The organism is Turicibacter sp., assembly GCF_017941855.1.
GTDB classification, from domain to species: Bacteria; Bacillota_I; Bacilli_A; order MOL361; family Turicibacteraceae; genus Turicibacter; species Turicibacter sanguinis.
The window spans coordinates 1-24,437 of the sequence record NZ_JAGAVR010000002.1 but is presented as its reverse complement, the minus strand read 5'-3'; the positions used below and the strand labels follow the sequence as shown (position 1 = coordinate 24,437).

Below are 24,437 nucleotides of genomic sequence, written 5' to 3'. Positions count from 1 at the left end.
CATCATGCGAGCCGCTTGCATTCGTACTGCTTTTTTAACTCCAATTTTTCATAACAGCGAAATGCTAATTCATTTAATCATCCCCCATATTTTCATTGAGTTTATCCGGTTGTTTATCACCCTCTGATTTTGATATTTTTTCTAGTATTTCTTGCTCTGCCAACGGCGTCATTTACTTTTGTACCAATCCAAGCCTAAATCTACTTCCACATATATAAAGTGAATCATCCTCTAGATATAAGACTGATTAGTCACCTTTCTCCTCTACGTGTTTTGAATCATACATCCTTTTTTCTTTACTTGATATTTTTATTAATGATCGATCATTTTTCAAACCCATCTTTAATTGGTAATTTTTTCTATTAACCTTCTTTAGATTTTAGTAGAATGTGGTATAATATCTTAAACTGTAAATAAAAAGACCTGTAACCCCAGACACTAATTAGGATTGGGAAATGAAGATCCCAGACTATAACTTTGATAGGGAGCAATCATCGTCTTATTATTTCAAAGGAGGAGTAACTAGATGCTAGATCACTTGTTAATTCAAGATGTGTTAGATGAAGCCTTATCTATGGGCGCTGATTTTGCCGAACTTTACGTTGAGCAAACCGATTCTCAAACCATCACGATGGTGGGAGGAAAAGTGGATAAAGCTAATCGTGGTGAAGACTATGGAGTTGGTATTCGATTGTTTCAAGGAACCAATTGTGTCTATGGTTACACCAATGATTCCACTCGCGAAAACTTACTCAAAACCGCACGTGAAATTGCACAAGCTTTAGTTGGTCAACAAATTATAAAACCCTTAAACTTAGTGCGTCAAGAGATTGTAAATCAACATCTTATAAAATTAAATTTAGAAGATGTTCCTGCTTCAAGACGAATTGAAAAAATGCGGCAAGCGAGTGAATGGATTAAAAACTATGATGCTTCTATTTCTCAAAGCTCGATTAATCTATCTGAGAAAAAACAAAATGTTTTGATTGCTAACTCTGAGGGAGCTCTTGTTGAAGACTCACGTACATATACACGTATGTATCTCACAGCTGTTGCCTCAAATGAATCTGAGATGCAAACAGGATCTCATGGACCTGGTGCTCATCAAGGATTTGAATTTATTGAAAATCTTGACCTTGAATTCTATGCAAAAGATGCGGCTCGACAAGCTGTTACGATGTTAAAGGCTGGGCTTTGCCCAAGTGGTAAAATGCCAGTTGTGATTGATAACGGGTTCGGAGGCGTGATTTTCCACGAAGCCTGCGGTCATGGGCTCGAAGCTAGTTCCGTTTCAAAAGGCTTGTCGGTCTTTTCTAGTAAATTAGGTCAAAAGGTAGCCAGTGAGTTTGTGACAGCCATTGATGATGGAACGATTCCAAATGCTTGGGGATCACTGAATGTCGATGATGAAGGAACGAAAACACAGCGTAACGTCTTAATTGAAAATGGGATTTTAAAAAGCTATCTGGTTGATAAATTAAATGGGCGTCGCATGAATATGGCTTCTACCGGTTCTTCACGCCGACAAAATTATCGATTTGCTCCAACCTCTCGTATGACCAATACCTTTATCGCTAACGGACCTCATACACGTGCAGAAATAATCGCAAATACTGAATACGGTCTTTATGCTAAAAGCATGGGTGGTGGTTCTGTTAATCCTGCAACAGGTGATTTTAACTTCGCAGTGAACGAAGGTTATATTATCCGTAATGGTCAAATCGCAGAACCCGTTCGTGGAGCTACTTTAATCGGAAATGGACCTCAAATCTTACATCAAATTGATATGGTCGGTGAAAATTTAGCACGAGCACAAGGAATGTGTGGGGCTTCAAGTGGCTCAATTCCAACGGATGTCGGTCAACCTGCCCTACGTGTTAAAGAAATTACAGTTGGTGGAGCAAAGGGGGAATAAGCAATGATTAACTTTAATACTTTATTTGAAGCTGGACATGCTGCCGGATTAACAGATATGGAAATTTATGTCGTGAAAAATGATAACTTTTCATGCAAGGTGTTCGAGCAAAACGTGGATTCCTACTCAGTATCTGTCACACAAGGTCTATCTTTCCGTGGCCTTTATGAAGGAAAAATGGGTTATACCTATACTGAAAAATGTGATGATTCTTCCATTCCGTTCATTATCTCTAGTGTCATTAATAATGCCATTATTTTAGAAAAATCGGAAAATGAAGAACTTTATGGTGGTGATGAGTTTTATACCACGCTTGATTTATATCATCCGGCCTTTAATGAAATAACGCCACTTGAAAAAATTAATTTCCTAAAAGCAGTGGAATCAGAATGTTTTGCACTCGATCCTCGCGTTAAATCGGTTAATTACTGTGCTTTTTCTAATGGTACCTCAGAAATCATGTTGAAAAATACAAAGGGATTAGATTTATCAGAGCGTCAAAACTTCGCCTATACGTATGTCAGTGTTCTTGTCACAGAAAATGGTGAAAATAAAACAGATGGAGACTTCATCATTAGCACAAACTTTACTGACTATGAACCTAAATCATTTGCTAAAAAAATCGTCTCGCGTGCTTTAGCTCAATTAGGCGCTAAAAAAGTAAAATCAGGAACTTACCCGATTTTACTTCGCAACTTAGTTGCTGGAGATATTTTAGAAGCCATGAGCGATATTTTCTCAGGCGAAGCCATTTTAAAAGATTTATCGCGTTTAAAAGATAAAGTTGGAATGGTGATTGCAAGTCCCATTGTCAGTATCATTGATGATCCCCATTTAGAAAATGGAATGGGAAGTTCTTCATTTGATGGTGAAGGCGTCGCAACGTATACAAAAGAAATCGTGACAAATGGGGTGCTTAATACCTATCTTCACTCCTTAACAACAGCTAAAACGTTTAACGTAGCACCAACTGGAAATGCTTCACGCTCAAGCTTTAAAAGTTCTGTCAACATTTCACCTACTAATATGTACATCAAGCCAACTCAAACTTCATTTGATCACTTATTAACAATCATTCAAAACGGACTGTATATTACCGATGTACAAGGACTACATTCTGGATTAAATGGAATCTCAGGAGATTTTTCACTTTCTGCAAGTGGATTTCTGATTAAAGACGGAAAATTAGATGATCCTATTCATGAAATCACCATTGCAGGAAACTTCTTTGATCTTCTTCAACAAATTGAAGCTATTGGAAATGATTTAGATTTTGGACCATCAAATATTGGATCACCAAGTCTTTACATTAAATCATTAATAGTTGCTGGAGAATAAAAAAAGGACCTATCATTACTGATAGGTCCTTTTTGGTTATTGACGTTCTCCACGTCCATATAATAATAAAGCAATAATACCAAATAATAATGGTCCAGCTATCATCCAAATTGTTTTAACATAATCACCAGATGTTAAAGGTTCAATAATTGTAAAGATATTCGCAAACGCTACAACTGCTGTCACAATATACGCAATCGTAATGGCTAACCCTTTACTTTTATAAATGACGAATGGTTTAGGAATGTCATCACGTCTCTTAAATGAAGCAAAGGCAAACGCGATGAATAAGTATGGAATCGTCATGGCAACATTAGTCATTAAGACTAATTTATCAAAGAATTCTGAAGCTGACTCTCCACCAAATGACACTAATAAAATTAAAACAATCGCAATCACGGCTTGAACACGCATCGCATTTATAGGAATCCCATTTTTAATAACGGTCATTGACTTAGGCCAGATTTTTTTAGGTGTTCCTTCAATTAATTGTTTAAGCGGACTATAAGACAATGTCATAAAGGCCCCACTTAATGCTAAAAACATTGATAATCCAACGAAACGTGCTACCCATGCTCCAATGGTTAAGGCTGTACTTTGAGCAAATCCTAGTGCCAACCCAAGCTCATATCCAAGATTTTGCATGATAATGTATGTCACGTTACCATTGTTAACCCCAGTTCCGGAAAGAACGGAATCCCAGTTTGTAAAAATCCCAATCATAAAAATTCCAATGACATATCCAAGTGAAATAACACCTGCTGCAATTAATAATCCTCTAGGGAATGTTTTTTCTGGATTTTCTGTTTCATCGACTAATCCACCGACAACTTCTGTTCCACCGAAAGCGAAAATTGCGAAGGTTAAGAAAGAAAGAATCGCAATATTACTTGTATATTTAGCATTTGGAGAAACAGTGAAAGCATGAGCAGCATCTTGAATTGGTTGTGCTAATTGTCCATGATTTAAAATTAAAATCACGATGCCTGCAATTAATAAAATAATATTTAATAACGCAACGGCTGATCCACCAATTGAGGTAACCTTTTTAATACTTTCAAGTCCACGCGAAATTAAAAATAAAACAAGAATTAACCATAAAACACCTAAAATTCCTAACACTTGTGTACTAGATAATCCAAAGACACCCCATGATGCGGTTGTATCTTTTCCAAATATGGCATTAGAAAGTGGAATCCAAAGAGTTGAGGCCACATTGACCATCCAAACTACATAAGAGGCATACCACATAAAAATACCGACGAATGCATAACGTGGCCCGACTGAACTTTCCATCCACGAATAAATACCACCTTTTGAATCTTTATACGCAGCTCCAAATTCAGCAATCATAAATGCAAATGGAATAAAGAACGTAATGGCTGCAATCAAGTACCAGGGAATAGCAGCATATCCCATTAAATAAAAACCACGTGGCATATTCGCAAATCCAAAAACTGACGTAAAAATCATCAGTATTAATGACATTAAAGTCAATTTACCACTTTGACGTTGAGACATATTTCTTACCTTCTCTCTAACAAAAACTTCATCTATTTTGCCAATAAAAACTTTATTAGCATCGATTAATGTTGATACTATATTTTTAACGAGCTCATAAAAAATTATTCATGTCGTTTTTTGTCATATAGTACTTACATATTTTCGCACTTTTTACATCATCCGACAACCTCTTTTTAGTATACTAAATATGGAAAAATGTTTTCATGATGATACAAGTTCAGGAGGATGTTACATGTTAGAACCACAACCTATATTTAAATCTTTTCAATTTGTCCAAGAAATAGCTTTCAAAAACAAAGATCTTCACCGTTCAGATTTGGGAATTGAACGATTTGGATTCGTAAAAAGATCGCATATTATTGAAAGAGTTCATTGTGAATATGAAGTTTGTTTTACAACTGGTGATGATTCTTCGTTTATTTTAGAATATTCACTGCGCCCGCTAACAGAAAACGAAATTCAAGAGCGTTTAAGCTATATTGCAAACCATGCAGACAAATTTACAGAATTTATCCAACTGTTAAATAGCCAACCCGAATTACAGGCTTATCATATTAATCCTTCTTCTTTGACTTCCTCTACACAACTTTCATTTACTTAAAAAAAGCAATAGATGCCCTGCATCCATTGCTTTTTTTATCTTTTAATAAATCTAACCATTGAAATATGATCAATTCCTGCATCTAAAAAGACTTCACCGTGAGCTATAAATCCTAAAGACTCATAAAATTTTTGGGCACTAATCTGAGCATCTAGTTTAATCTGATTCACTGACATCTTATCTTCAATATATTCCATAGCTGCCATCATTAAGGCACGCCCCACGCCTTTTTGACGCGCTTCCTTTAAGACAGCCACTCGACCAATTTTGGCATATCCTTCTTTTGTTTCAATCACACGAGCTGTGCCTAACGCCATATCCCCCTCATATGCCACTAAAATAGGTACAAATTGATCTAATTCATCAATTTCCTCCTGTGCTGGAACATGCTGTTCTCCAATAAAGACATTCGTACGAATTCGAAATACATCTGCAAAATGCTTTTGAGTACTTGCTAAAACAATCTCCATCTCAAATCCCTCCTTTCACTTTTTTATTGAATATAGGTTTCATAATAGTTACTATATAACTCATTAAACGCAATTAATGCATCATGATGAGTTTCAGAGGCTATATTAGCCTCATCAATGGCTGTATTAATATTTGTCACAAGAGCTTCCATTTGTTGAATATCCGTTGATTCATTCAACTGATTATAAAATTGAGCTTGAGCCTCATTTAAACGGATTAATGATTCGACATAATCCACTAAACTTGATTCATAAATCGTATATTGTTCAATTAACATCGTTGCCTCTTGTAAAGCTGTACTATCTTTTACTTTATCCTTTTCTTTTATTAACTTATTTTGATCAACTAAGGCACCACGAATACATAAATCATATTCACTTAATAATTGTTTACTATTTTCAACATTTTGTTGGCCTTCTTCAACAAATCCTTTGATATCATCAAAAGAATCTGTTCCTTTTTCAATTATACGATTATAAATCTCTGTTTCTTTAGCCATTAAATCAGTTAATTGGGTATTATTTTCATTACATTTATTTTGACTGACAATTTGATCATTTAAAATCGTAAAAACCTGTGTTTCGCCCTTACCTCCACAACCTACTAAAAGTAACAAACATAAAATCGGTATAATTCTCGTTATTTTCATTGCATTCAACGCTCCTTTAATACTTCAAAAACTTATTGTTTATTTTATCCAATTTTAAAATTAACATACATCATTACCATTTATCCTTAAAAATTTTTCCATTAAAGTCTATTGTCTTTTAAAAAATTATTGATTAGATGGTGATTTGAATCATACATTCTAAATTCATATCCTTGAGATTGATAAAATTCAATGATGTTTGCCAATGCTTCAAGCGTTAGTTCTTTTTCATGCATTAAAACAATTTCAACCGGAGCATTGGTTTGTTTTTTGATGGTTTCTAAAATTTCATTAGCTGATTTTTGTTTCCAATCTTTCGAGTCGATGGTCCAGTCCCATATTTTAAAGTCATGCTCAATCAATGAATCAGCCATCGCTGGTGTAATGCCTGGAACGCTTCCATAAGGTGGTCTAAACAAAGTCGGTCGAACCCCAATAATCCCCTCTAACAAATCTTGTTCTTGAAGTAATTCTTGCGTTAGCGCCTCAGGTGTATCTGGATTGTAGATAATTTGACGATCGTGTGTCATTGAGTGAAGACCAATATAAAAACCTGCCTCATGTACCGCTTTAACAGTGTCTGGATATCTTGAAACATTTGATCCAATATAAAAGAAGGTCGCTTTGACATCATAGCGTTGTAAAATCTCAATAAATTCCTCACTTCGTTTACTTGGACCATCATCAAATGTCAAATACACCACTTTTAGCTCTTTTCCGTTCCACTTTAGTGGTATTTCTCGCTCTTGAAAATAAGAATGATCCGGTAAGTTATTATTGATTTGTTCTAATAATATCCTTGCATCGGCTCTCATAACGAAAGAATTTCCTATGAATAAAATCATTAAGCATAAACAACACATTATTTTTTTCATTTATCGTCATCCCTATCTGCTACAAGTAAACTGATATTTTAATAATATACAAAATATGTAATTTAATATTACTTAGTATACCTTATATTTTCTATTTTTTTCAACTCATTCATGCATTTTTCAACAAAACTTTTTCTCATATTTTTTTTATTTTTATTCAACCTTTTTTATCATAATATTGAATTTATTGTAAATACTATAAAATATATTTCTGATAAAGGAGAGGTTCATTTTGAAACGAAAATTCCGTTTCCTCTTAATCGCTTATCTGTTTATCCTTATTGGATGTAGTCGTTCAAATGGATCAACACATCCCGTTTCTTATGTCGCTAATCATTCCGATCATAAACCGGTTGAAACAGTCATCGCAGCACTTAATTCACTCCAAGATAAAAACATATCAAAATATCATGAATTTACTGCTTTTCAAATGGCGACAGATTATACAGCAAGTTATATTGCAACAGACCCCTTTGCCTCTTCTCCATTCGAAAACTTTTTGATTCTTCATTATTTAGCGGCAATTGTTAATAACTCCACTTATGAAATCTTAGAAGTTCAGCAAGTTAACGAAGATGCAACTGTCGCTGTTAAAATGACCATTCCTAATTACACTGAACTCCTCGAGTTATCATTACCAGACGTCATTTCAGTCTATCGTCAACATTATGCCTCAACGAATGTCGAAGACTTTAATGCGAAAACCTCGCTCATGACAACCATGAATGAGATGATTAATAATTCGTGTGAGGACTTAGATTCAACCGAAATGATTAACACGTTTAAACTAAAAAATATCGAAGGCAGTTGGTATATTGTCGATAATGGATTACTTTACGACGAAATTAGTCAATTTGTTCAATTTTATAATCGTCAACTTTAATAACAAAAGACATGATTCTTTGGAATCATGTCTTTTGTTATTCACCGTTCCCCTACCTAAACATAAACTAAAATTAGGGTATCGTCCATTTCTTTGTTTATCACGATATTACCTAATTTAAAATCTCTTTTAAAGGAGGATTTTTTATGCGTGTAACTCCTCCAACACCCCCACCACCACCACCTGTTTCTGATATTGGACTTGAGAATGAGTCAGCAGCTTCGTTTGAAACCCTTGATGCCGAAGATCTTGTTCCACCAGAATGTCCTAAATTTCTCCCTTATCTCCTATCTCTTGATCCGTATACCTTTTGGATTTTAAGTATTCTAATTGCGGTACTCATTGCTAAGGAGGCCGAATACCCAGATGAGCAAAATATCATTGGGGTCTTTCTCGAATCGATTGGAACGAATATAGAGTATATCGCCGCTCAAGGTCTCTATCTTCAGGTCTTACAAGATCGTCGAAGTGATAAGGTAGCTGATCTTGAAAAAGAAGAATTAAAAAAAGAATTAGCAGAGATGAAAAAAACAATGGCCCAGATGCAAGAAATATTGATGACGTGTTGTCCCGAAGCAAGTGAAAAATTAAACTCTACTCATTTTGTTCAATCTGACACTTATAGTTCTCCACCAAAATAAAAAGGTTTAAAGTGTACACAAACTTTAAACCTTTTTATTTCGCTTTAGGAGTGCCACTAGAATCATCGCCAGGGTTCCACCTGCCGTGTCAATTAAAACATCGGTAAATAAACAGGCACGACTTGGAACGAATGCCTGATGAATCTCGTCGCTACACGCGTATAAAAAGACACCAACTAAACTAAAGGCAAGTGATTGTTTCTTTGGTTGATATTCCTTGATGACATTAAATATCAATAAATATAAAATAAAATATTCTGAAAAATGAGCAGTTTTACGAATCATAAATTGGATGTCTAGGCCAAAGATTTGATTCGGCATAAAACTAAACTGAGCTAATAATCGCTCAATGAGTCCACTACTTTGTGAAGATTGTTCACCGGTTTGCGCTGAAAAGCTAAAAATGACAATCATCCAAGCAATCATCGCTCCCCATTTGATAAACCGTTTCATATCTCTACCTCTATTTGATTTAAAAATCCCTCAATCAACCTTGAGGGATTTTTACCTTAATTATAATTTAAAATCGTTTCACGGATTTCATCCCAACGGAATGCATCGCGAATTCCATCTTCAATTGAGTACTGTGCTTCCCAACCAATTAAGTTTTTAGCACGGTCACAGCTTGCATAAGCACCTGCCACATCTCCAGGGCGTGCTTCTGTTTCCGCCTTATTGACAGGACGGCCTAAGACCCCTTCAAAAATTGAAACTAGTTCTTTAACCGTTACCCCGTTTCCTGTTCCAATATTAATCACTAAGTATGATTCTTCTGGATTTTCTGATTTAGCGAATGCTTGATCAAAGTTTTCAACCGCTTTAACGTGTGCCATCGCTAAATCCCAGACATGGATATAGTCACGGATTCCTGATCCATCACGTGTTGGCCAGTTAACACCTGTGATATTAAATAATGCGTCTTCACTTGATGCCGCTTCTAATAATTTCGCTAATACGTGTGAAGGAAATTGAACATGTGCGCCTGAACGTAATTTTGGATCTGCCCCGATTGGATTAAAGTAACGAAGTGCAATTCCGTGCATTCCATACGCACGACAGAAGTCTTCTAACACCATTTCCATCATAAATTTTGTGCGTGCATAAGGGCTTGATGGTTTTAATGGCGCTGATTCTGTTACTTTGAATCCTTCAACTACATCATAAACTGATGCTGATGATGAGAAAATAACATTTTTACATCCAAACTCATTTAAATTTTTAAATAAATCTAGTGATTTTGCAACATTTTCCGTGTAATATTCATAAGGATTAGCCACTGAATCTGGCACGACAATTAAAGCTGCAAAGTGAATACAATGTTTAATTTCTGGGTGATCTTTAAAAATTTGCGCCAAAATATCACGATCCGCGATATCTCCTTTATAGAAGATTTTTCCTTCCGTATATTCAAGACGCCCTGTCACTAATGAATCCAAAATAATTGGGATATGCCCATTTTCTTCAAGTGCTGATACAACTGTTCGTCCAATGTATCCAGCTCCTCCAGTTACTAATACTTTCATGACCTTCATCCTTTCTGATTTACACCTCTACTATAAATAAGCTACCCTAATTATTCGCTTACTATTATCTCTTTCTGATAAATTCTTCATCAGTCTCTAATAGTTTAACATAATTTTACTTATTTTCAAACCTTCCTTCTTTTTAAATCTCGTTTAGGATGTCTCATCCTTTCTCCCTCTAAAAAGAGTTTCTGGATATTCACACTCCAAAGTTTTTAAAACCTGTATATTTTAAATATCCAGACTACCGTCCAATTAAATCTGTTCAAATAACGACAGAAATCATACAAGCTCAATCACAAAGGATTTTCATTAAAGATTCTAATTCTGCAACTATTTCACAACCAAAATGATTCATTCTTATCGTTCTTCAAATTGCTCTTAATGCTATTGTGATTGCCTTTAATTTTAATGGTAACGATGAGAACGTTAAGAGGATTCAAAAAAGGATTGAATCCCTTCAACCCTTTCAAATTAATCAATAACGTATGATTCTTAAAGATAGCTATAACGTCACCCTTAATCAACGAAAATTCAAGATTTTACAGCAATTCAATTATCCTTTCAAGTAGCTATTCAAGCCATTATTTTTAATTACAGTAATCAAATTCAGAAATGACTAACCTGCAAAATTTATTAAAATAACTGGAAAATGTTCAATATCAAATTCAAAAAAATTGTCATTTTATCATCAGAAGTATTTATATTAATCAAATTCAAGACGAAGTCATCATTCAAACTGTTGTTGAATGGTTACCATTAATTACAGCTAAAGTCGTAGAAGCCTAATTCTTAATTTAATTTAAGCTTTTTTCAAAAAGACGAATTGTCAATACAAATGCGACAGTTTCTCATGAAATAGCTCGAATGAAGTTTTCCACCCTAAACATTTTCGTGGTCGATGATTAATGAGGCAGAGTGCCTCATTAATCTCTTCGTCACTGACTCGTGCTAAATCTGTCTTCTTCGGGAAAAACTCTCGAAGAAGACCATTGGCATTTTCATTACTTCCTCTTTGCCAAGACGAATAGGCATCTGCGAAGTAAACAGGAACCTTTAAATCAGCTTCTACTTTGGAATAACAAGCAAACTCTTTTCCTCGATCAACCGTATAAGTTTTAAAGGTGTCTTTAGGAAAGAGTTTATATAACTCACTAATCGCTCGGTACATTTCTGTTGCTGAGCGATTTTCTATTTTAATGGCCACATAAAAACGTGTTTGACGTTCAACAAAGGTCGCCAAGCAACCTTTACTCTTTCCACGACTTGAAACAACCGTATCTAATTCCCAGTGCCCAAACGTTTCACGTCTTTTTACTTCTTTGGGACGTTGATGAATCGACGTTCCAATGTTAAATCGTCCGCGTGTTTCTCGTGGTTTTCGTCGCTTTCCTTTTTGTCTTAAACAACTTAAATCTCCTAACAAAATGGTTTCATCATAAATCCAACGATAAATGGTTTTAAATGAAAGAACACCCTTTAAAACGGTATTAGAAATTTGTTCAGGCGACCAGGTTAACTTTAAATAATGTTGGATGGTCTGAATGACTTGTTCAGATTTCTTCTCTGGACAACGACAACTTAATCGACGTTGTCCAGCTAATTCTTCTGCTAACTCAGCCTGATACGTCTTTTGAGTATTTCGTTTCAGTTCACGAGCAATCGTTGAATGATGGCGATTTAGTTGTTGAGCGATTTGTCTCGTTGAATAGCCCATTTTTGAAAGAACTTCTATACGTGTGCGCTCAAATGTGTTAAGATGTTTATAACTCATAAATAGATCTCCTTGTTAAGAATTTTGTGTGGTAACTTCATTCTATAACAAAGATCCTATTTATGAGTTTTTTTGTGTCGCACTTAATATTACAATCTGTCATAAGATAAAAATAGAGGAGTTAATGAACAATTAGTGGAGGAAGAATCAGTTAGATAGTAGGTCATAGTTAGTTTATTTTAGATAGAAAGAGAATGATTTTTAAAAGTTGGAAGGGGGAATTAGGAGATATCTTATTTTAAGTAAGTGATTTGTTCTTTATTTAAGGTATGAAGATTAAATTCAGATTGTGATCTTAAGTTGCCATGAATTCAGGTGATACACTTAGAAGGTAGTTTAAGCTGTATATGACATATTAAAAATAGCTACCAGTAAGATTTGAGAGGCTATCCATGCTTCTTTTCAAGCTCTAAATGGACAGGAAAAACCCCTTAATTGAATAGATAGAATGACACAATTTTTAATATACGTTAGTAGATCGCCTGAAATCAGTCTGGAAGAGTTTAAATAGGTATCATTCCTTCAGTATGGTTATTATAAAAGATATGCAACTTTAATAGGGAAAGATAGTTGATAAAATATGGAGTAGCGATTAAAATTTTTTGTTTTAATTGTTCTTTTAGTCATTAATAAGGTAACAGAAAAGAGGTTAAATGTCTTTTGGGGGCATGATAAAAGATGTTCTCTCTTCACTAAAATCACATACTAAAAGGGAGATAAATTAAAGTGATTTTTAAGTATGTAATAAATATGGTATACCGTCATTTTTTTGGAAATTTTTATTGATTTTAATTCAACAATTTTTCTTTTTCTTTTATTGAAACAAAAGAAAAAAAGACACATTATGCGAAAATACGAGATATTTAGATATGGAAAAATGATGGTTTCAATAGTAATCAGGTATAATTTTCAAAAAAAAATATTATGTAATTGGTTACACGGTTTCATTTAGTAAAATAAAACGTTATCATATAGCTATAGCACCGAGGGGGAAGCAAATTACGTTCATTTACTTCCCAATAGTTTATTTGTCTTTTAAAGTTGATTGTAAATAAATTATTGGGAGTAAGTGAAGAGGGGTAAGGCTAATACCGCGGGTGTAAAGCAAATATCATCGTAGGCAGGTGGAGAGAATGAAAAAGCCAAAATTGGCAGCATTATTATCAGTTTTTGTATGGGGGGCAGGCCAAGCATACAATAAACAATGGTTAAAAGCAGTTTTATTCTTTGTTTTCCAAGCATTTTTAGTTGGAGCAGAATTGCTAACAGGAAATTATTTTACTGGGGCCTTTTCATTCCGTGAAAGTACAGGTTTCTTCGGAAAAGGACTTTGGGGTTTAATTACATTAGGTACACAAACTTCAATGTTAACTGAGAGCGGGTTAACGCCCGGGGATCACTCAGTTATGTTATTAATTCAAGGTATTATTGCAGCAATCATCTTAGTTGTATTTACAGTGATTTATGTTGTAAATATTCGAGATGCATACAAATCAGCAGAATTAATTAATGAGACAGGCGAAGTAATGTCGAGTAAAGAATGGTTAATTCAAACATGGGAACATGCATTTGAATATATTGTAATCGTTCCTTCAACATTAATGTTATTAATGTTCTCATTCATGCCAATCATCTTTGCATTCTTAGTAGCATTTACAAACTACAATAGTGCGCATTTACCACCAACTAAACTAGTTGACTGGGTTGGATTAGCAAACTTTAAATTCTTATTTACAATTGGCGAAACCGCTTCTTCTACTGCTGACGGTGGGAATATTTGGTTCTATACTTTCTGGAATGTATTCTTATGGACAATTATTTTCGCAGTGATTTCGACTGCAGCACCATTCTTCTTAGGATTATTCCAAGCGGTAATTTTAAATAATAAACGCGTTGTAGGTAAAAAAATCTGGCGTAGTATTTTAATTTTACCATGGGCAGTACCAGCCTTAATTTCGCAGTTAAACTTCCAACAATTATTTAATGGACAATTTGGTCCTATCAATAAATATTTAATGCAAGCAGGAATCATAGATTCTCCAATTTATTGGTTAACAGATTCTTCAAATCCTTGGATTCCACGTTTAACAATTTTAGGTATTGGATTGTGGTTAGGATTCCCATACTTCATGGCTTTAATGTCAGGTATTATGACGTCAATTTCAAAAGAAATTTATGAAGCAGCTGAGGTAGATGGAGCGAATGAACGTCAGCAGTTCTGGAAAATTACATTACCTTTAGTACTTGCTTCGACAGCTCCTTTATTAGTTATGTCATTTGCGGGTAACTTTAATAACTTCGGATTAATTTACTTCTTAACTCAAGGGGGACCTGTTAATCCAAACTTTATCTACGCAGGACATACAGATATCTTAATTTCATGGATTTATAAATTAACGCTCGATTATCGTATGTATAACATGGCATCAGTAATGTCGATTATTATTTTCTTAATCATCGGTACTTTCTCTGCATGGAACTTCACGAGAACGGCTGCGTTTAAGGAGGACTAGGAAATGGCGTCTAAAGCATCTTCAAAAATAAATACAATGAGTAAAATTAAAGAGATTTCTTATACAATCTTAATTTATTTAGAATTAATTTTCATGTGTATTATAGTTTTATTCCCGATCGTTTGGATTGTTGGTTCATCATTTAACCAAGGTTCATCTCTTGCAACTGCAACACCATTCCCTGAAAATCCAACGATTGAACATTATTTCCGATTATTTAAGGAAACTAACTTTGCACAATGGTATTTAAATACATTAAAAATTGCTGTTATTAACATGATTTTATCTGTTGCTTTATCAACTAGTATGGGATATATCTTTGCACGTTTCCGTTTCAAAGGTAAAAAACCAGCGTTAATTTCAGTATTAGTACTTCAAATGTTCCCTTCATTCATGGGGATGACAGCTCTTTACATTTTATTCTTAACTTTCAACATGTTAGATAACCACTGGGCATTAATCTTATGTTATGCTGCTGGACAAATTCCAATGAATACATGGTTAATCAAAGGGTATTTAGGTTCAATTCCAAAAGAGTTAGATGAGTCGGCAATGATTGACGGTGCAACGAAAGCTCAAATCTTCTTCAAGATTATTTTCCCTCTTGCACAACCTATCATTTCATTCGTTGCTGTCACTCAGTTCATGGCACCTTGGATGGACTTTATCTTCCCTCGTATGATCATTTCAACAAACTCTAAGTTAACGTTAGCAGTTGGTTTATATGATATGATTAACGGACAAAATCAAAATAACTTTACAATGTTCGCGGCAGGATGTGTGCTTGTTGCCGTTCCAATTACAATTCTTTATGTGTCAATGCAACGATTCCTTATCGAAGGTATTACAGCAGGGGCAAACAAAGGATAAAAATTTCAAGAGATACCTTCGGGTATCTCTTTTTGTTTAGGAACTAAAGTTTTAGCTTATAATACGATAGATTCAATTAAGTTTTTCATAGCAAAAAAATTAGTTTAATATTGTTTGATTTTTTCTGACTTTATAGGTAAAGTAGAGGAGATAGATAGTAGGTGATTTAATGAAAGATAAGTTGATTGAATATAGTAAGTCAATTGGAATTGATGTGATTGGATTTTGTAGTGTCGATCCTTTTTTAGAGTTGGCTGATGAAATTAGAAGGCGTGATGAGCTTGGTTGGTCGTCTGGTCTAACTAAGGGGAGTATCCTAGAACGGACAAATCCTCTGTTATCAATGGAAAACGCTAAAACGTTTATTTCAATTGGTGTCAGTTATCCGAGAAATACTCAGTTTCCGGTACAAGATAAAGAGGATCCTTATGTGCAGTTTTCGCGTTCGTCATGGGGTGTTGATTATCATGTGATTGTTGGGGAAAAGCTTCAGTTGCTTGAAGAGTGGCTGAAGAAAGAAATTCCTGGCATTGAGGTGATTGTGAGTGTTGATACGGGTGTTTTTAATGATCGAGCAGTTGCCTTACGTTCTGGAATTGGGTTTAGTGGGAAGAACAGTTCGATTATCAATGAGACGTTTGGGAGTTATCTTTATTTAGGAGAGTTATTAGTTAGTTATGAGTTTCCAAGTGATAATCCAATCGAGCGTCAGTGTGGAACGTGTGATCGTTGTGTAAGAGCCTGCCCGACTAAGGCGATTCAACCTGATGGAAGCTTGAATGAAAAGAGATGTTTATCTTATGTGACGCAGTCTAAGGAGTTCTTAGATCCAGAGTTGTATAAGAAAATTAGTAAAAATATTTATGGATGTGATATTTGTCAGGAGGCTTGTCCGTATAATCGTGAAGTGGATTTTCATTTGCATGAGAAGATGGAGCCAACAGGTGTAGAGTTTCCAAAGATTGATGAAATTTTGAAGATGAGTAATAAAGAGTTTAAACAGAAGTATGGTCATTTAGCAGGCTCTTGGAGAGGTGTCTCGGTTTTGAAACGTAATGCGATGTTTAATGCTAGTTTTTATAAGTATAAAGAGGCTCTGCCAGAGATAGCAAAATTACGAGATGGACAAGCACCAGACTGGTTGAGAGAAGCGGCTATTGTAGCTTACGAAGAGTTAGAGAAGAAGTAAGGTTCCTTTCTAAATTTGGTTGTGATAAAATAAAATAGAGGTGAGGCAAATGGCAATTCATTTAGTACAATTTAATCCAGAGATTCCACAAAATACGGGTAATATTATGCGTACTTGTGCAGCGACGGATATTAAGTTACATTTAATTAAACCAATGGGATTCACACTTGATGAAAAAAGTATTAAACGTGCAGGTGCAAATTATGTAAATGAAGTGGATTATGTCGTTTACGAGAACTGGGACGAATTTGTTGAAAAAAATAAAGGTGGAAAGTTCTGTTTCTGTACGCGTTATGGTCAAAAGAATCATACGGAGATGGATTTTTCAAATCCTGAAGAAGATTATTACATTGTATTAGGAGCAGAGAGTTGCGGTATTCCGAAGGAGATTTTGCGTCCTTATTTTGAAAACTGTTTCCGTATTCCAATGACAAATAAAGTTCGTTCGTTAAATGTTTCAAATGTAGCGGCTATTTTAGCTTATGAGGCTTTACGTCAACAAAGTTTCTTAGATTTATGGACAGTTGAACCATTTAAAGGAGCAGACTGGGTTTTACGTGATGAAGAATAGAAAAAAGTGACGATTGTCACTTTTTTTATTTATGCAACTTTGAGTTGCGAGGTTTTCAAGGTTGAGATGGTAGCTTAGTGTAGGGAAATCTAGTATGGTTGTAAGTGAAAGAAAGGAGTGTTTGAGATGATGTTAGGTGAAAAAATTGTACAACTCCGTAAAGAGGAAAGGTTATCACAAGAGCAGTTGGCAATGAAACTCAATGTTTCAAGACAGGCAATTTCTAAATGGGAGCTAGGAGATGCCATTCCAGATACAGAGCATGTAGTTAGGTTGGCAGAGGTTTTTAATGTTTCAATTGATTCCTTATTACGTGGTGATTTAAAATGTCAGCCGACTAATCAAGGAAAGTGTTTGCCTGTATTAATTGGTATGATGGTAATCGGTTTAGTTGTTTCTTTTATGATGTGGGGGACTTTTAAAAGTTTTATGTTAGTGACAATAGGGTGGGTTATTCAAATTGTGACGATTATATTATTTATAGTGATTCATGAAAAACTGACTTATAAGGAGATATATTGGATAAAAGTTTCAAGTGTTTGGCTTATCCCCCCTTTTATTGTGAAGTATTTAGTGGATCAGTTGATGATATTTTATCCTAAAGCTAGACCAGCGATTTTTGATTTGATAGTAGTAAGTATGGTGTACCTTATGATTAGTGTAGGAGTAACAATTATTTTGAAGAAAAAAAGCACTGATTAGTCAGTGCTTTTGGAATATTTCCTCGGAAATTAGAAGTTTGGTAAGTTTGATAGGTTGTTATCTTTATCACCATCGACAACCCCGCGGATATAGGTACCACCACCTTTACCTTTGAAGGTTTGAGCGTTTTCGATGAGTCCTTTTTCACAAAGTTCTTTGGCTGTTTCGTAATCGTATTCTTTTCCTGTGTTTGATTTGAAAGCTACAAGGTCGCCATCGTTGTTACGACGGACAGCGACAAATTTTTCTTTTGTCATAGATATGACCTCCTTTTTTGTAGTTTGCCCTATATTTGATAAAAAAATCGCATTTAGTAAAAATTATGATATAATAAAATAGCGATTTCATGATGTGAAATAATAGTTTAGATGAAGTAGGTGAGGGATAGAATGATTCAAATTCAGAATGAAAAATTATTAGTGGAAATTAGTACTCTTGGAGCCGAAGTAAAGCGAGTTTATCATTTAGGGCATGAGATTGATTATTTATGGGATTCAAATCCGTCGTTTTGGGCAAAATCATCGCCGATTTTATTTCCAATTGTGGGTAGACTAGCAAAGAATCAGTATTTATATGATGGAAAGTCGTATTCATTATCACAACACGGATTTGCCCGTGATTTAGAGTTTGAATTAGTAGAACAAGGATCTGATACTGTTTGGTTTGAACTAAAGGCAAATGATGTGACACGTGAGATGTATCCATTCAATTTTGTTTTACGTATTGGATATGTATTAGAGGATGAGACGTTAGCTGTAAAATGGCAGGTGTTGAATCATAACGAGGAAGTGATGCCATTTTCAATTGGAGCCCATCCTGCTTTTAGTACAAAGTTGGCGTCTGATGATGAATACAGTGATTATTATCTTCATTTTGAGACAAATGAAGGAATTTCGACGTATTTATTTGACAATGAAACTGGCCGTGTGTATGAAGAGAAGGAACAAATTATTGATAAATTAAAGTTATTACCGTTAAGTAAAGAGTTATTTGAAGAGTATCCGACGTTAATTATTGAAAATGAAGCGGCTATCACGCTTGGATGTTATAATCATGAACGTGAAGTGGTTGTACGTTTTGATGGATTCCCGTATGTTGGAATTTGGTCGCCAATTAATGCTTTAGGTGAGATTGCAGATTTTGTTTGTATCGAGCCTTGGTATGGAGTGGCGGATACGGTTGGTGAGCCACAAGAACTGATGAGTAAGAAGGGAATTCAAGTCATTGAACCTCATTCGATGTTTGAGGTGAGTTATTCGATGACTTTTAAGTAAGAAGTTTGTCGGTATTTTTAAAATAGTCTATATTATTTTTTGGTTATTATTATGATATAATAACTATCAGTTAAATTATGAATATGGAGGGTGAGCTATGTCTTTTGAAACAGAATTCAATAACTGGATGGGACAAGAAAATTTAGAGTCTTATTTAAAAGAACAATTAGAAAACATGACAGAAGTAGAAAAAGAGGATGCTTTTTATCGTAACTTAGAGTTCGGTACAGGGGGAATGCGTGGGGTTGTTGGACCTGGTACAAACCGTATGAATATTTATACAATTCGTAAAGCAAATGAAGGATTTGCAAAGTATTTATTAGGTTTAGGTGAAGATGCTAAGGAACGTGGAGTGGTGATTGCTTATGATTGCCGTCATTTCTCACCAGAATTTGCAATGGAGTCAGCTAAAGTGATGGCTTCTCATGGAATCAAAGCGTATGTGTTTGAATCATTACGTCCAACTCCTGAGTTATCATTTGCTGTTCGTTATTTAAATGCGGTAGGAGGAATTGTGGTAACAGCTTCTCATAATCCGCCTGAGTATAATGGATATAAAATTTATGATGAAACAGGTTGTCAATTAGTTCCTGCTGAAGCAGATCAAGTGATTGCATTAGTGGATGCGATTGAGAATGTGTTTGAGATTGAAGTAAAATCTGAAGAAGAATTAAAAGCGGCTGGATTAATTGAAATCATTGGTTCTGAAATTGATGATGTGTATACAGAGCGTGTTAAAGCATTAGAAATTAATCCAGATTGTAATAAAAAAGATTTAAAAATCGTGTTTACACCATTACATGGAACAGCGAATATTCCAGTTCGCCGTGTGTTAACTGAGTGTGGATATGACCAATTACATGTTGTAGAAGAACAATGTGTTCCAGATTCAAACTTCTCAACTGTAAAATCTCCAAACCCAGAGGAAGCATCTGCGTTTGAAATGGCGATTACTTTAGGGAATGAGATTGATGCAGATATTTTAATTGCAACGGATCCAGATGCAGACCGCGTAGGTTTAGCTGTTAAAAATCCTGAAGGGGAATATGTGTTATTAACAGGTAACCAAACAGGTGCTATTTTAATTCATTATATTTTATCTCAAAAGAAAGCTCATGGAACGTTACCAGCTAAAGGTAAAGTATTCAATACGATTGTAACATCTGATATGGGAGCGGCTATTGCACGTTCTTATGGATTTGAAGTGGTTTCAACGTTAACAGGATTCAAATTTATCGGTGAGCAAGCTCGTATGCTTGAAGATACTGATTATGAATATGTATTCGGGTATGAAGAGTCTTATGGTTATTTAATTGGAGATTTCGTACGCGATAAAGACTCTGTACAATCTGTTTTAATGTGTGCTGAGGCAGCAGCTTATTATAAACAAAATGGAAAAACATTATATGATGTTTTAATGGAGTTATATGAAACTTACGGATGCTACCGCGAAGCGTTAGTCAATATTACGTTAAAAGGTAAAGAAGGAGCAGATAAAATTCAATCGATTTTAGCTGAATTCCGTGAATTCACACCTTTAACAGTTGCAGGTAAAGATGTTGTGGCGGTAGAAGATTACAAAGAATCTATTCATACAGATTTAAAAAATGATACAACAACTGCAATTGACTTACCAAAATCAAATGTCTTAAAATATACATTAGAAGATGGTTCTTGGTTTGTTTTACGTCCATCTGGAACTGAGCCAAAAGCTAAAGTTTATATCGGTGTTGTTGCTGATGTATTAGAAAAAGCAGATGAGCAAGTAGCAAAAATTAAAGAAGATGTATTATCTCGCGTTAATGAAATTATCGCTTAATTAACTTAATCTATACACACACTTGAGTTTTTCGTGAATTTTATCACGGAGAACTCTTTTTTTATTTTCAATTATGTGGTAGTATTGATTTGTGAAAAAAATAACATATAAGGGGATGAAGATATGAAAGGACGAGTATCAATTGCAACCTATCAAACAAATAATCATGTTGCCAAGGCTTTAGTGAAGCCAACACAAGGAAAAGTGTTTTGTAAAGGGGAACGTTTAGTTGTAAGAAAACATGGGTTTAAAAATGAGGGATTAAATTTTGCTGGATTCAAAAATCGCAAGTATAATGAAACAGTAGAATTTGGATACGGACGTCGAGTTTGTAGTTAAGGGATAAGGGATTAAAACTTTCGAGTTTTAATCTTTTTTTTATTAATCTAAGACATTTTTGTTTTCAATATTGAGTCATAGAGCATTTTGATAATGAGCTTGCCATAGGTAGTTCTAGACCAATTAAAAGCTGTTTAAGCGTGAAAAAATAGATATATATAATAGAAAGTATATTTAGTAATTAATTTTTTTAAGGTTATAGATCTAGGATATGTTCTATATTTTGTGGCTTTCTAAAGTGAAATGTTGTAGAAGAATAAGAGCATTGGAATATAATAAAGGGATCAAGGAAAAAGTCGTGGCGTGGGAGGGGGATCTAATGAATATTTCGGTAAATCATCGTGCGATTAGAGATTTCAATGAGTTAGCTGAGTTAGTCACAGATGAGGTTGCCAATTTTTGTGTTCAATGGAAAAAAGGATTAGATGAATTATTAGATGAAAATGTGCGGTTGTTAATATATATGAGACGATACGGCTATGAAGTGAAGTATCACTTTGATAATGGTCGATTAAATTGGTTATTTCAGTTAGAATTGTATTATCCAAATCAAAGTCCGCAATTTGAACGAAAAATTACATATATTAAAATTCATAAGTTTGCTACTTTACCTATGTATCAAGGGAATGGATCTAAAGTATTTGAGCATTTATTAAATTGTACTCAAGCATTTGGTGGGCTAAGTATGATTCGATTACGTTCTGTTCGAACTGCGGTGAGTTTTTGGAAGAAACAAGGATTTCAAGAGTTAGAGAAAACAGAAGAGTTAGCACTTAATCAAGACTGTGAAAAAATACCTCAGATGCTAAAAAATTATAAGTTTGTTTATGTTATCAAACCTTGTAATTGTAATTCATGTCAATCTTATCATTAAAAGCAAAGCACTATGCTTTGCTTTTTGTTTTATCTTCGTATTCGCTTTCATAAACTAAGTTTAGGGGTGATACGATGGAGAGGTTGAATTATTTATTGAGCTTTTAAAGCAAGAATCAGATGTGATTTATGATTTAGTATGGGATGAAACTGAGTATGGTTATTTTATAGAGGTGATGGGAAATAATGAAGGCTATTTATGGACGATGCAGTTACGAGTTTATTTTGATCAGGATCATGAATATTTATCTTATTTAATGATTCAGTTTTTTCAAGTTTCAATGCCTCATCATGGTCATGGAGTTGATTTGTTTAATAGATTGTTACGTTGTAGTGAGGCTTTTAAATATTTAGTGATGATTAGACTTACAGCAGGAGATGAGGTAGGTAAAAAATTTTGGATTGAAAAGAATAACTTTCGACTTAAGGGCGATGTCTATGATAAGATTACGGGTGATAGCAAGTGGTTCGACATTGATTGCCTTAAAAAGCCTGCGCAGCTAAATCTTTATCAATATATTTATGATGTAAGGCGTTGTAGATGTGAGTCGTGCCAATCTTATTATAAAGAAAGTTAGGGAGAACCTAGCTTTTTTTATTTACCTTTACGACAATTTATGTATTATGTTGACCTTAATTTTATTGTATACTTGTAGGTATGATTATAAAGAGGTGAAAGAAATGGCGGTAAATGTTAAGAGTTGTTATTTATATTTGTTAGATAATGTTCATCAGATGTTCATGCCAACAGAGCGTCCGATTGATGATACAGTGGATGGGGCATACCACTTTTTAGAGAAAAATATTGAGAAGTGTATGAAAAATGCTGGGGGACGTCCTGCTGTGTTTAAGGAAGACAGTGAAGCGCGTCAGCTATTTTTAGATTATCGTAATCGTGCAATTGAGTTTTCAGAATTTGCAGAGAAAATTGCAGCGAAGCGATTTGATATTAAAGATCGTTACGAGATTTTTACATCAACTGATTTATTTTTATGCGAAGTAACCATTTCAGATCAAGACTATGTCGTAGGGCTTGAGCTAACGTGTAAAGAGGGGATGGTTCACCACGTTAATCAAAGTGAAACCGGAATTCAAAACAACCTAATTGTCCATCAAGCAATTATTCCAGCAGCTAGTTTAAGTAGCGCAAACTTCTTTGCAATTAGTTTAGATAAACTAACACTGACAATTTTAGAAAATATGACAGTAACAGTTGATGACGACACATTCCTTTATGCGGATAAAATCTTAGGATGTAAAACTGAAATCTCCGTAAAAGAAGCTGTAAAAAAAGCACGTATTGTGGCAGATGAAGTCATCAAAAATCATGATTTAGATAAATTAGAAGTCGTACCGGCCTTAGAACGTGTCATCAAAGAAACCATTAACGAAGGAAAAGACCTTGACCTAAAAGAAGTCGCAGAAGAAGTCTTCTACCAAGTTCCAGAAGCAAAACTAACATACGTGACACAAATCGAAGAAGATCACGGAATCAAAAAACCAGTACAAAACACAAACTGGGTCAAAATGCCACTGAAGAAAACACAAAAAATCAAAACAGACACAGGAATCGAAATCACCATCCCACTCGACTACTACAACAACAAAGACTACATCGAAGTCATCAACATGCCAGATGGAAGATTATCAATACAAATCAAAAACGTCGGGAACATCGAGAATAAGTAGGGGGGCCCCCACGAAAAAAAGACTAAGCTCTGCTTAGTCTTTTTTCTATCCTCCACAAGTGGGGTGATACTGAGTTGCAGACTGGTGTTAATTTAAATGAAACCGTAAATTCAGATTAAATGATTGACTTAAGTTTGAAATTTACGAACTCGTAGCTATCTTCCGCTGGTGGGCGGGGGGAGTCCTCACGCTAAGTAGCTCAATTGTAAATTGAGCTCTTAGCATTCGTCCACTAGTGAGGGGTTCCCTGTCCTAGTGAGCTTAACAGAATAGCTGATTAATGAAAAAAATATATATTTAAGTTCACTATGTTTCCTCCACTGATAGGGCAATGCCTGATTGCAGACTGGGTATTTGTTATATAGCAAAGACTAAGAAAACTTCAATTTTACTTAGTCTTTTTT

The 24,437-nt window shown here is 34.7% G+C and carries 24 protein-coding genes; 16 read left to right on the top strand and 8 right to left on the bottom strand.

All coding sequences use genetic code 11. The annotated features are described in order from the left end of the window. The first annotated feature begins 526 nt into the window (after positions 1-526). Together J6D32_RS00315 and J6D32_RS00310 are read left to right on the top strand one after the other, a co-directional pair. Positions 527-1,915, top strand: coding sequence for a TldD/PmbA family protein (locus J6D32_RS00315; protein WP_009607593.1), 1,389 nt, complete (start codon positions 527-529; stop codon positions 1,913-1,915). Positions 1,916-1,918: 3 nt separating this feature from the next. Further along, a complete protein-coding gene (locus J6D32_RS00310) occupies positions 1,919-3,253 on the top strand; it encodes a TldD/PmbA family protein (RefSeq protein ID WP_006783522.1) in 1,335 nt (444 codons plus the stop codon). Positions 3,254-3,289: 36 nt separating this feature from the next. On the opposite strand, the gene yjeM is transcribed toward J6D32_RS00310, so the two are convergent. Beyond that, positions 3,290-4,774, bottom strand: coding sequence for a glutamate/gamma-aminobutyrate family transporter YjeM (gene yjeM, locus J6D32_RS00305; RefSeq protein WP_006783521.1), 1,485 nt, complete (start codon positions 4,772-4,774; stop codon positions 3,290-3,292). A 235-nt stretch (positions 4,775-5,009) separates the two neighbouring features. On the opposite strand from yjeM, the gene J6D32_RS00300 reads away from it, so the two are divergent. Then, positions 5,010-5,378 carry a hypothetical protein gene (locus tag J6D32_RS00300; RefSeq protein ID WP_006783520.1) on the top strand — a complete coding sequence of 123 codons (369 nt, stop codon included), beginning with the start codon at positions 5,010-5,012 and terminating at the stop codon, positions 5,376-5,378. A gap of 35 nt (positions 5,379-5,413) precedes the next feature. Here J6D32_RS00300 and J6D32_RS00295 read toward each other — a convergent pair whose 3' ends face one another. From J6D32_RS00295 to J6D32_RS00285, 3 genes are all read right to left on the bottom strand, one after another. Further along, positions 5,414-5,848, bottom strand: coding sequence for a GNAT family N-acetyltransferase (locus tag J6D32_RS00295; RefSeq protein WP_006783519.1), 435 nt, complete (start codon positions 5,846-5,848; stop codon positions 5,414-5,416). Positions 5,849-5,871: 23 nt separating this feature from the next. Continuing rightward, positions 5,872-6,498 carry a YkyA family protein gene (locus J6D32_RS00290; RefSeq protein ID WP_006783518.1) on the bottom strand — a complete coding sequence of 209 codons (627 nt, stop codon included), beginning with the start codon at positions 6,496-6,498 and terminating at the stop codon, positions 5,872-5,874. Between the two features lie 101 nt (positions 6,499-6,599). Continuing rightward, complete coding sequence (locus tag J6D32_RS00285) at positions 6,600-7,373, bottom strand: polysaccharide deacetylase family protein (protein WP_229098567.1); 774 nt, start codon at positions 7,371-7,373, stop codon at positions 6,600-6,602. 232 nt (positions 7,374-7,605) lie between these two features. Between J6D32_RS00285 and J6D32_RS00280 the strand changes: the two genes are divergently transcribed. Together J6D32_RS00280 and J6D32_RS00275 are read left to right on the top strand one after the other, a co-directional pair. Further along, positions 7,606-8,256 (top strand): hypothetical protein, encoded by a 651-nt coding sequence (locus J6D32_RS00280; RefSeq protein ID WP_009607605.1) that lies wholly within the window; start codon positions 7,606-7,608, stop codon positions 8,254-8,256. Between the two features lie 146 nt (positions 8,257-8,402). Then, the gene (locus J6D32_RS00275) at positions 8,403-8,897 is read left to right on the top strand and encodes a hypothetical protein (RefSeq protein ID WP_006783515.1); all 495 of its coding nucleotides are present in this window, start codon (positions 8,403-8,405) and stop codon (positions 8,895-8,897) included. Between the two features lie 24 nt (positions 8,898-8,921). Here J6D32_RS00275 and J6D32_RS00270 read toward each other — a convergent pair whose 3' ends face one another. The 3 genes from J6D32_RS00270 to J6D32_RS00260 all read right to left on the bottom strand — a co-directional run bounded on the left by J6D32_RS00270 (position 8,922) and on the right by J6D32_RS00260 (position 12,194). Continuing rightward, positions 8,922-9,350 carry a VanZ family protein gene (locus J6D32_RS00270; protein WP_006783514.1) on the bottom strand — a complete coding sequence of 143 codons (429 nt, stop codon included), beginning with the start codon at positions 9,348-9,350 and terminating at the stop codon, positions 8,922-8,924. Positions 9,351-9,406: 56 nt separating this feature from the next. Beyond that, complete coding sequence (gene galE, locus J6D32_RS00265; protein ID WP_009607604.1) at positions 9,407-10,420, bottom strand: UDP-glucose 4-epimerase GalE; 1,014 nt, start codon at positions 10,418-10,420, stop codon at positions 9,407-9,409. A gap of 829 nt (positions 10,421-11,249) precedes the next feature. After that, on the bottom strand, positions 11,250-12,194 hold the full coding sequence (locus tag J6D32_RS00260; protein ID WP_055164393.1) for an IS30 family transposase: 945 nt from the start codon (positions 12,192-12,194) through the stop codon (positions 11,250-11,252). A 1,133-nt stretch (positions 12,195-13,327) separates the two neighbouring features. Here J6D32_RS00260 and J6D32_RS00255 point away from each other — a divergent pair. From J6D32_RS00255 to J6D32_RS00235, 5 genes are all read left to right on the top strand, one after another. Next, positions 13,328-14,707, top strand: coding sequence for a carbohydrate ABC transporter permease (locus tag J6D32_RS00255; protein WP_006783275.1), 1,380 nt, complete (start codon positions 13,328-13,330; stop codon positions 14,705-14,707). Positions 14,708-14,710: 3 nt separating this feature from the next. Further along, complete coding sequence (locus tag J6D32_RS00250) at positions 14,711-15,577, top strand: sugar ABC transporter permease (RefSeq protein WP_006783274.1); 867 nt, start codon at positions 14,711-14,713, stop codon at positions 15,575-15,577. Positions 15,578-15,746: 169 nt separating this feature from the next. Beyond that, on the top strand, positions 15,747-16,766 hold the full coding sequence (gene queG, locus J6D32_RS00245) for a tRNA epoxyqueuosine(34) reductase QueG (RefSeq protein ID WP_006783273.1): 1,020 nt from the start codon (positions 15,747-15,749) through the stop codon (positions 16,764-16,766). A gap of 49 nt (positions 16,767-16,815) precedes the next feature. Further along, positions 16,816-17,337, top strand: coding sequence for a tRNA (cytidine(34)-2'-O)-methyltransferase (locus J6D32_RS00240; RefSeq protein WP_006783272.1), 522 nt, complete (start codon positions 16,816-16,818; stop codon positions 17,335-17,337). A gap of 126 nt (positions 17,338-17,463) precedes the next feature. Further along, positions 17,464-18,039, top strand: a complete 576-nt coding sequence (locus tag J6D32_RS00235; RefSeq protein ID WP_287467146.1) for a helix-turn-helix domain-containing protein — start codon at positions 17,464-17,466, stop codon at positions 18,037-18,039. A 29-nt stretch (positions 18,040-18,068) separates the two neighbouring features. On the opposite strand, the gene J6D32_RS00230 is transcribed toward J6D32_RS00235, so the two are convergent. Next, entirely contained in the window at positions 18,069-18,296 is a 228-nt protein-coding gene (locus tag J6D32_RS00230; protein WP_006783270.1) for a DUF3892 domain-containing protein, read from the bottom strand. Positions 18,297-18,428: 132 nt separating this feature from the next. Between J6D32_RS00230 and J6D32_RS00225 the strand changes: the two genes are divergently transcribed. The 6 genes from J6D32_RS00225 to J6D32_RS00200 all read left to right on the top strand — a co-directional run bounded on the left by J6D32_RS00225 (position 18,429) and on the right by J6D32_RS00200 (position 24,033). Then, positions 18,429-19,313, top strand: coding sequence for an aldose 1-epimerase family protein (locus J6D32_RS00225; RefSeq protein WP_195248524.1), 885 nt, complete (start codon positions 18,429-18,431; stop codon positions 19,311-19,313). A 97-nt stretch (positions 19,314-19,410) separates the two neighbouring features. After that, a complete protein-coding gene (locus J6D32_RS00220; protein WP_287467142.1) occupies positions 19,411-21,132 on the top strand; it encodes a phospho-sugar mutase in 1,722 nt (573 codons plus the stop codon). A 123-nt stretch (positions 21,133-21,255) separates the two neighbouring features. Further along, positions 21,256-21,471 carry a hypothetical protein gene (locus tag J6D32_RS00215; protein WP_006783267.1) on the top strand — a complete coding sequence of 72 codons (216 nt, stop codon included), beginning with the start codon at positions 21,256-21,258 and terminating at the stop codon, positions 21,469-21,471. Positions 21,472-21,790: 319 nt separating this feature from the next. Further along, positions 21,791-22,345, top strand: a complete 555-nt coding sequence (locus J6D32_RS00210) for a GNAT family N-acetyltransferase (protein WP_129821218.1) — start codon at positions 21,791-21,793, stop codon at positions 22,343-22,345. Positions 22,346-22,466: 121 nt separating this feature from the next. Further along, complete coding sequence (locus tag J6D32_RS00205) at positions 22,467-22,922, top strand: hypothetical protein (protein ID WP_287467139.1); 456 nt, start codon at positions 22,467-22,469, stop codon at positions 22,920-22,922. A 103-nt stretch (positions 22,923-23,025) separates the two neighbouring features. Then, the gene (locus J6D32_RS00200) at positions 23,026-24,033 is read left to right on the top strand and encodes a nucleoid-associated protein (protein WP_006783265.1); all 1,008 of its coding nucleotides are present in this window, start codon (positions 23,026-23,028) and stop codon (positions 24,031-24,033) included. The last annotated feature ends 404 nt before the right edge of the window (positions 24,034-24,437 follow it).

Bases quoted from the DNA above. Each gene is read 5' to 3' on its own strand.
- J6D32_RS00315 (WP_009607593.1), top strand. From the start codon at position 527: ATGCTAGATCACTTGTTAATTCAAGATGTGTTAGATGAAGCCTTATCT.
- J6D32_RS00310 (WP_006783522.1), top strand. From the start codon at position 1,919: ATGATTAACTTTAATACTTTATTTGAAGCTGGACATGCTGCCGGATTA.
- yjeM (WP_006783521.1), bottom strand. From the start codon at position 4,774: ATGTCTCAACGTCAAAGTGGTAAATTGACTTTAATGTCATTAATACTG.
- J6D32_RS00300 (WP_006783520.1), top strand. From the start codon at position 5,010: ATGTTAGAACCACAACCTATATTTAAATCTTTTCAATTTGTCCAAGAA.
- J6D32_RS00295 (WP_006783519.1), bottom strand. From the start codon at position 5,848: ATGGAGATTGTTTTAGCAAGTACTCAAAAGCATTTTGCAGATGTATTT.
- J6D32_RS00290 (WP_006783518.1), bottom strand. From the start codon at position 6,498: ATGAAAATAACGAGAATTATACCGATTTTATGTTTGTTACTTTTAGTA.
- J6D32_RS00285 (WP_229098567.1), bottom strand. From the start codon at position 7,373: ATGAAAAAAATAATGTGTTGTTTATGCTTAATGATTTTATTCATAGGA.
- J6D32_RS00275 (WP_006783515.1), top strand. From the start codon at position 8,403: ATGCGTGTAACTCCTCCAACACCCCCACCACCACCACCTGTTTCTGAT.
- J6D32_RS00270 (WP_006783514.1), bottom strand. From the start codon at position 9,350: ATGAAACGGTTTATCAAATGGGGAGCGATGATTGCTTGGATGATTGTC.
- galE (WP_009607604.1), bottom strand. From the start codon at position 10,420: ATGAAAGTATTAGTAACTGGAGGAGCTGGATACATTGGACGAACAGTT.
- J6D32_RS00260 (WP_055164393.1), bottom strand. From the start codon at position 12,194: ATGAGTTATAAACATCTTAACACATTTGAGCGCACACGTATAGAAGTT.
- J6D32_RS00255 (WP_006783275.1), top strand. From the start codon at position 13,328: ATGAAAAAGCCAAAATTGGCAGCATTATTATCAGTTTTTGTATGGGGG.
- J6D32_RS00250 (WP_006783274.1), top strand. From the start codon at position 14,711: ATGGCGTCTAAAGCATCTTCAAAAATAAATACAATGAGTAAAATTAAA.
- queG (WP_006783273.1), top strand. From the start codon at position 15,747: ATGAAAGATAAGTTGATTGAATATAGTAAGTCAATTGGAATTGATGTG.
- J6D32_RS00240 (WP_006783272.1), top strand. From the start codon at position 16,816: ATGGCAATTCATTTAGTACAATTTAATCCAGAGATTCCACAAAATACG.
- J6D32_RS00235 (WP_287467146.1), top strand. From the start codon at position 17,464: ATGATGTTAGGTGAAAAAATTGTACAACTCCGTAAAGAGGAAAGGTTA.
- J6D32_RS00230 (WP_006783270.1), bottom strand. From the start codon at position 18,296: ATGACAAAAGAAAAATTTGTCGCTGTCCGTCGTAACAACGATGGCGAC.
- J6D32_RS00225 (WP_195248524.1), top strand. From the start codon at position 18,429: ATGATTCAAATTCAGAATGAAAAATTATTAGTGGAAATTAGTACTCTT.
- J6D32_RS00220 (WP_287467142.1), top strand. From the start codon at position 19,411: ATGTCTTTTGAAACAGAATTCAATAACTGGATGGGACAAGAAAATTTA.
- J6D32_RS00215 (WP_006783267.1), top strand. From the start codon at position 21,256: ATGAAAGGACGAGTATCAATTGCAACCTATCAAACAAATAATCATGTT.
- J6D32_RS00210 (WP_129821218.1), top strand. From the start codon at position 21,791: ATGAATATTTCGGTAAATCATCGTGCGATTAGAGATTTCAATGAGTTA.
- J6D32_RS00200 (WP_006783265.1), top strand. From the start codon at position 23,026: ATGGCGGTAAATGTTAAGAGTTGTTATTTATATTTGTTAGATAATGTT.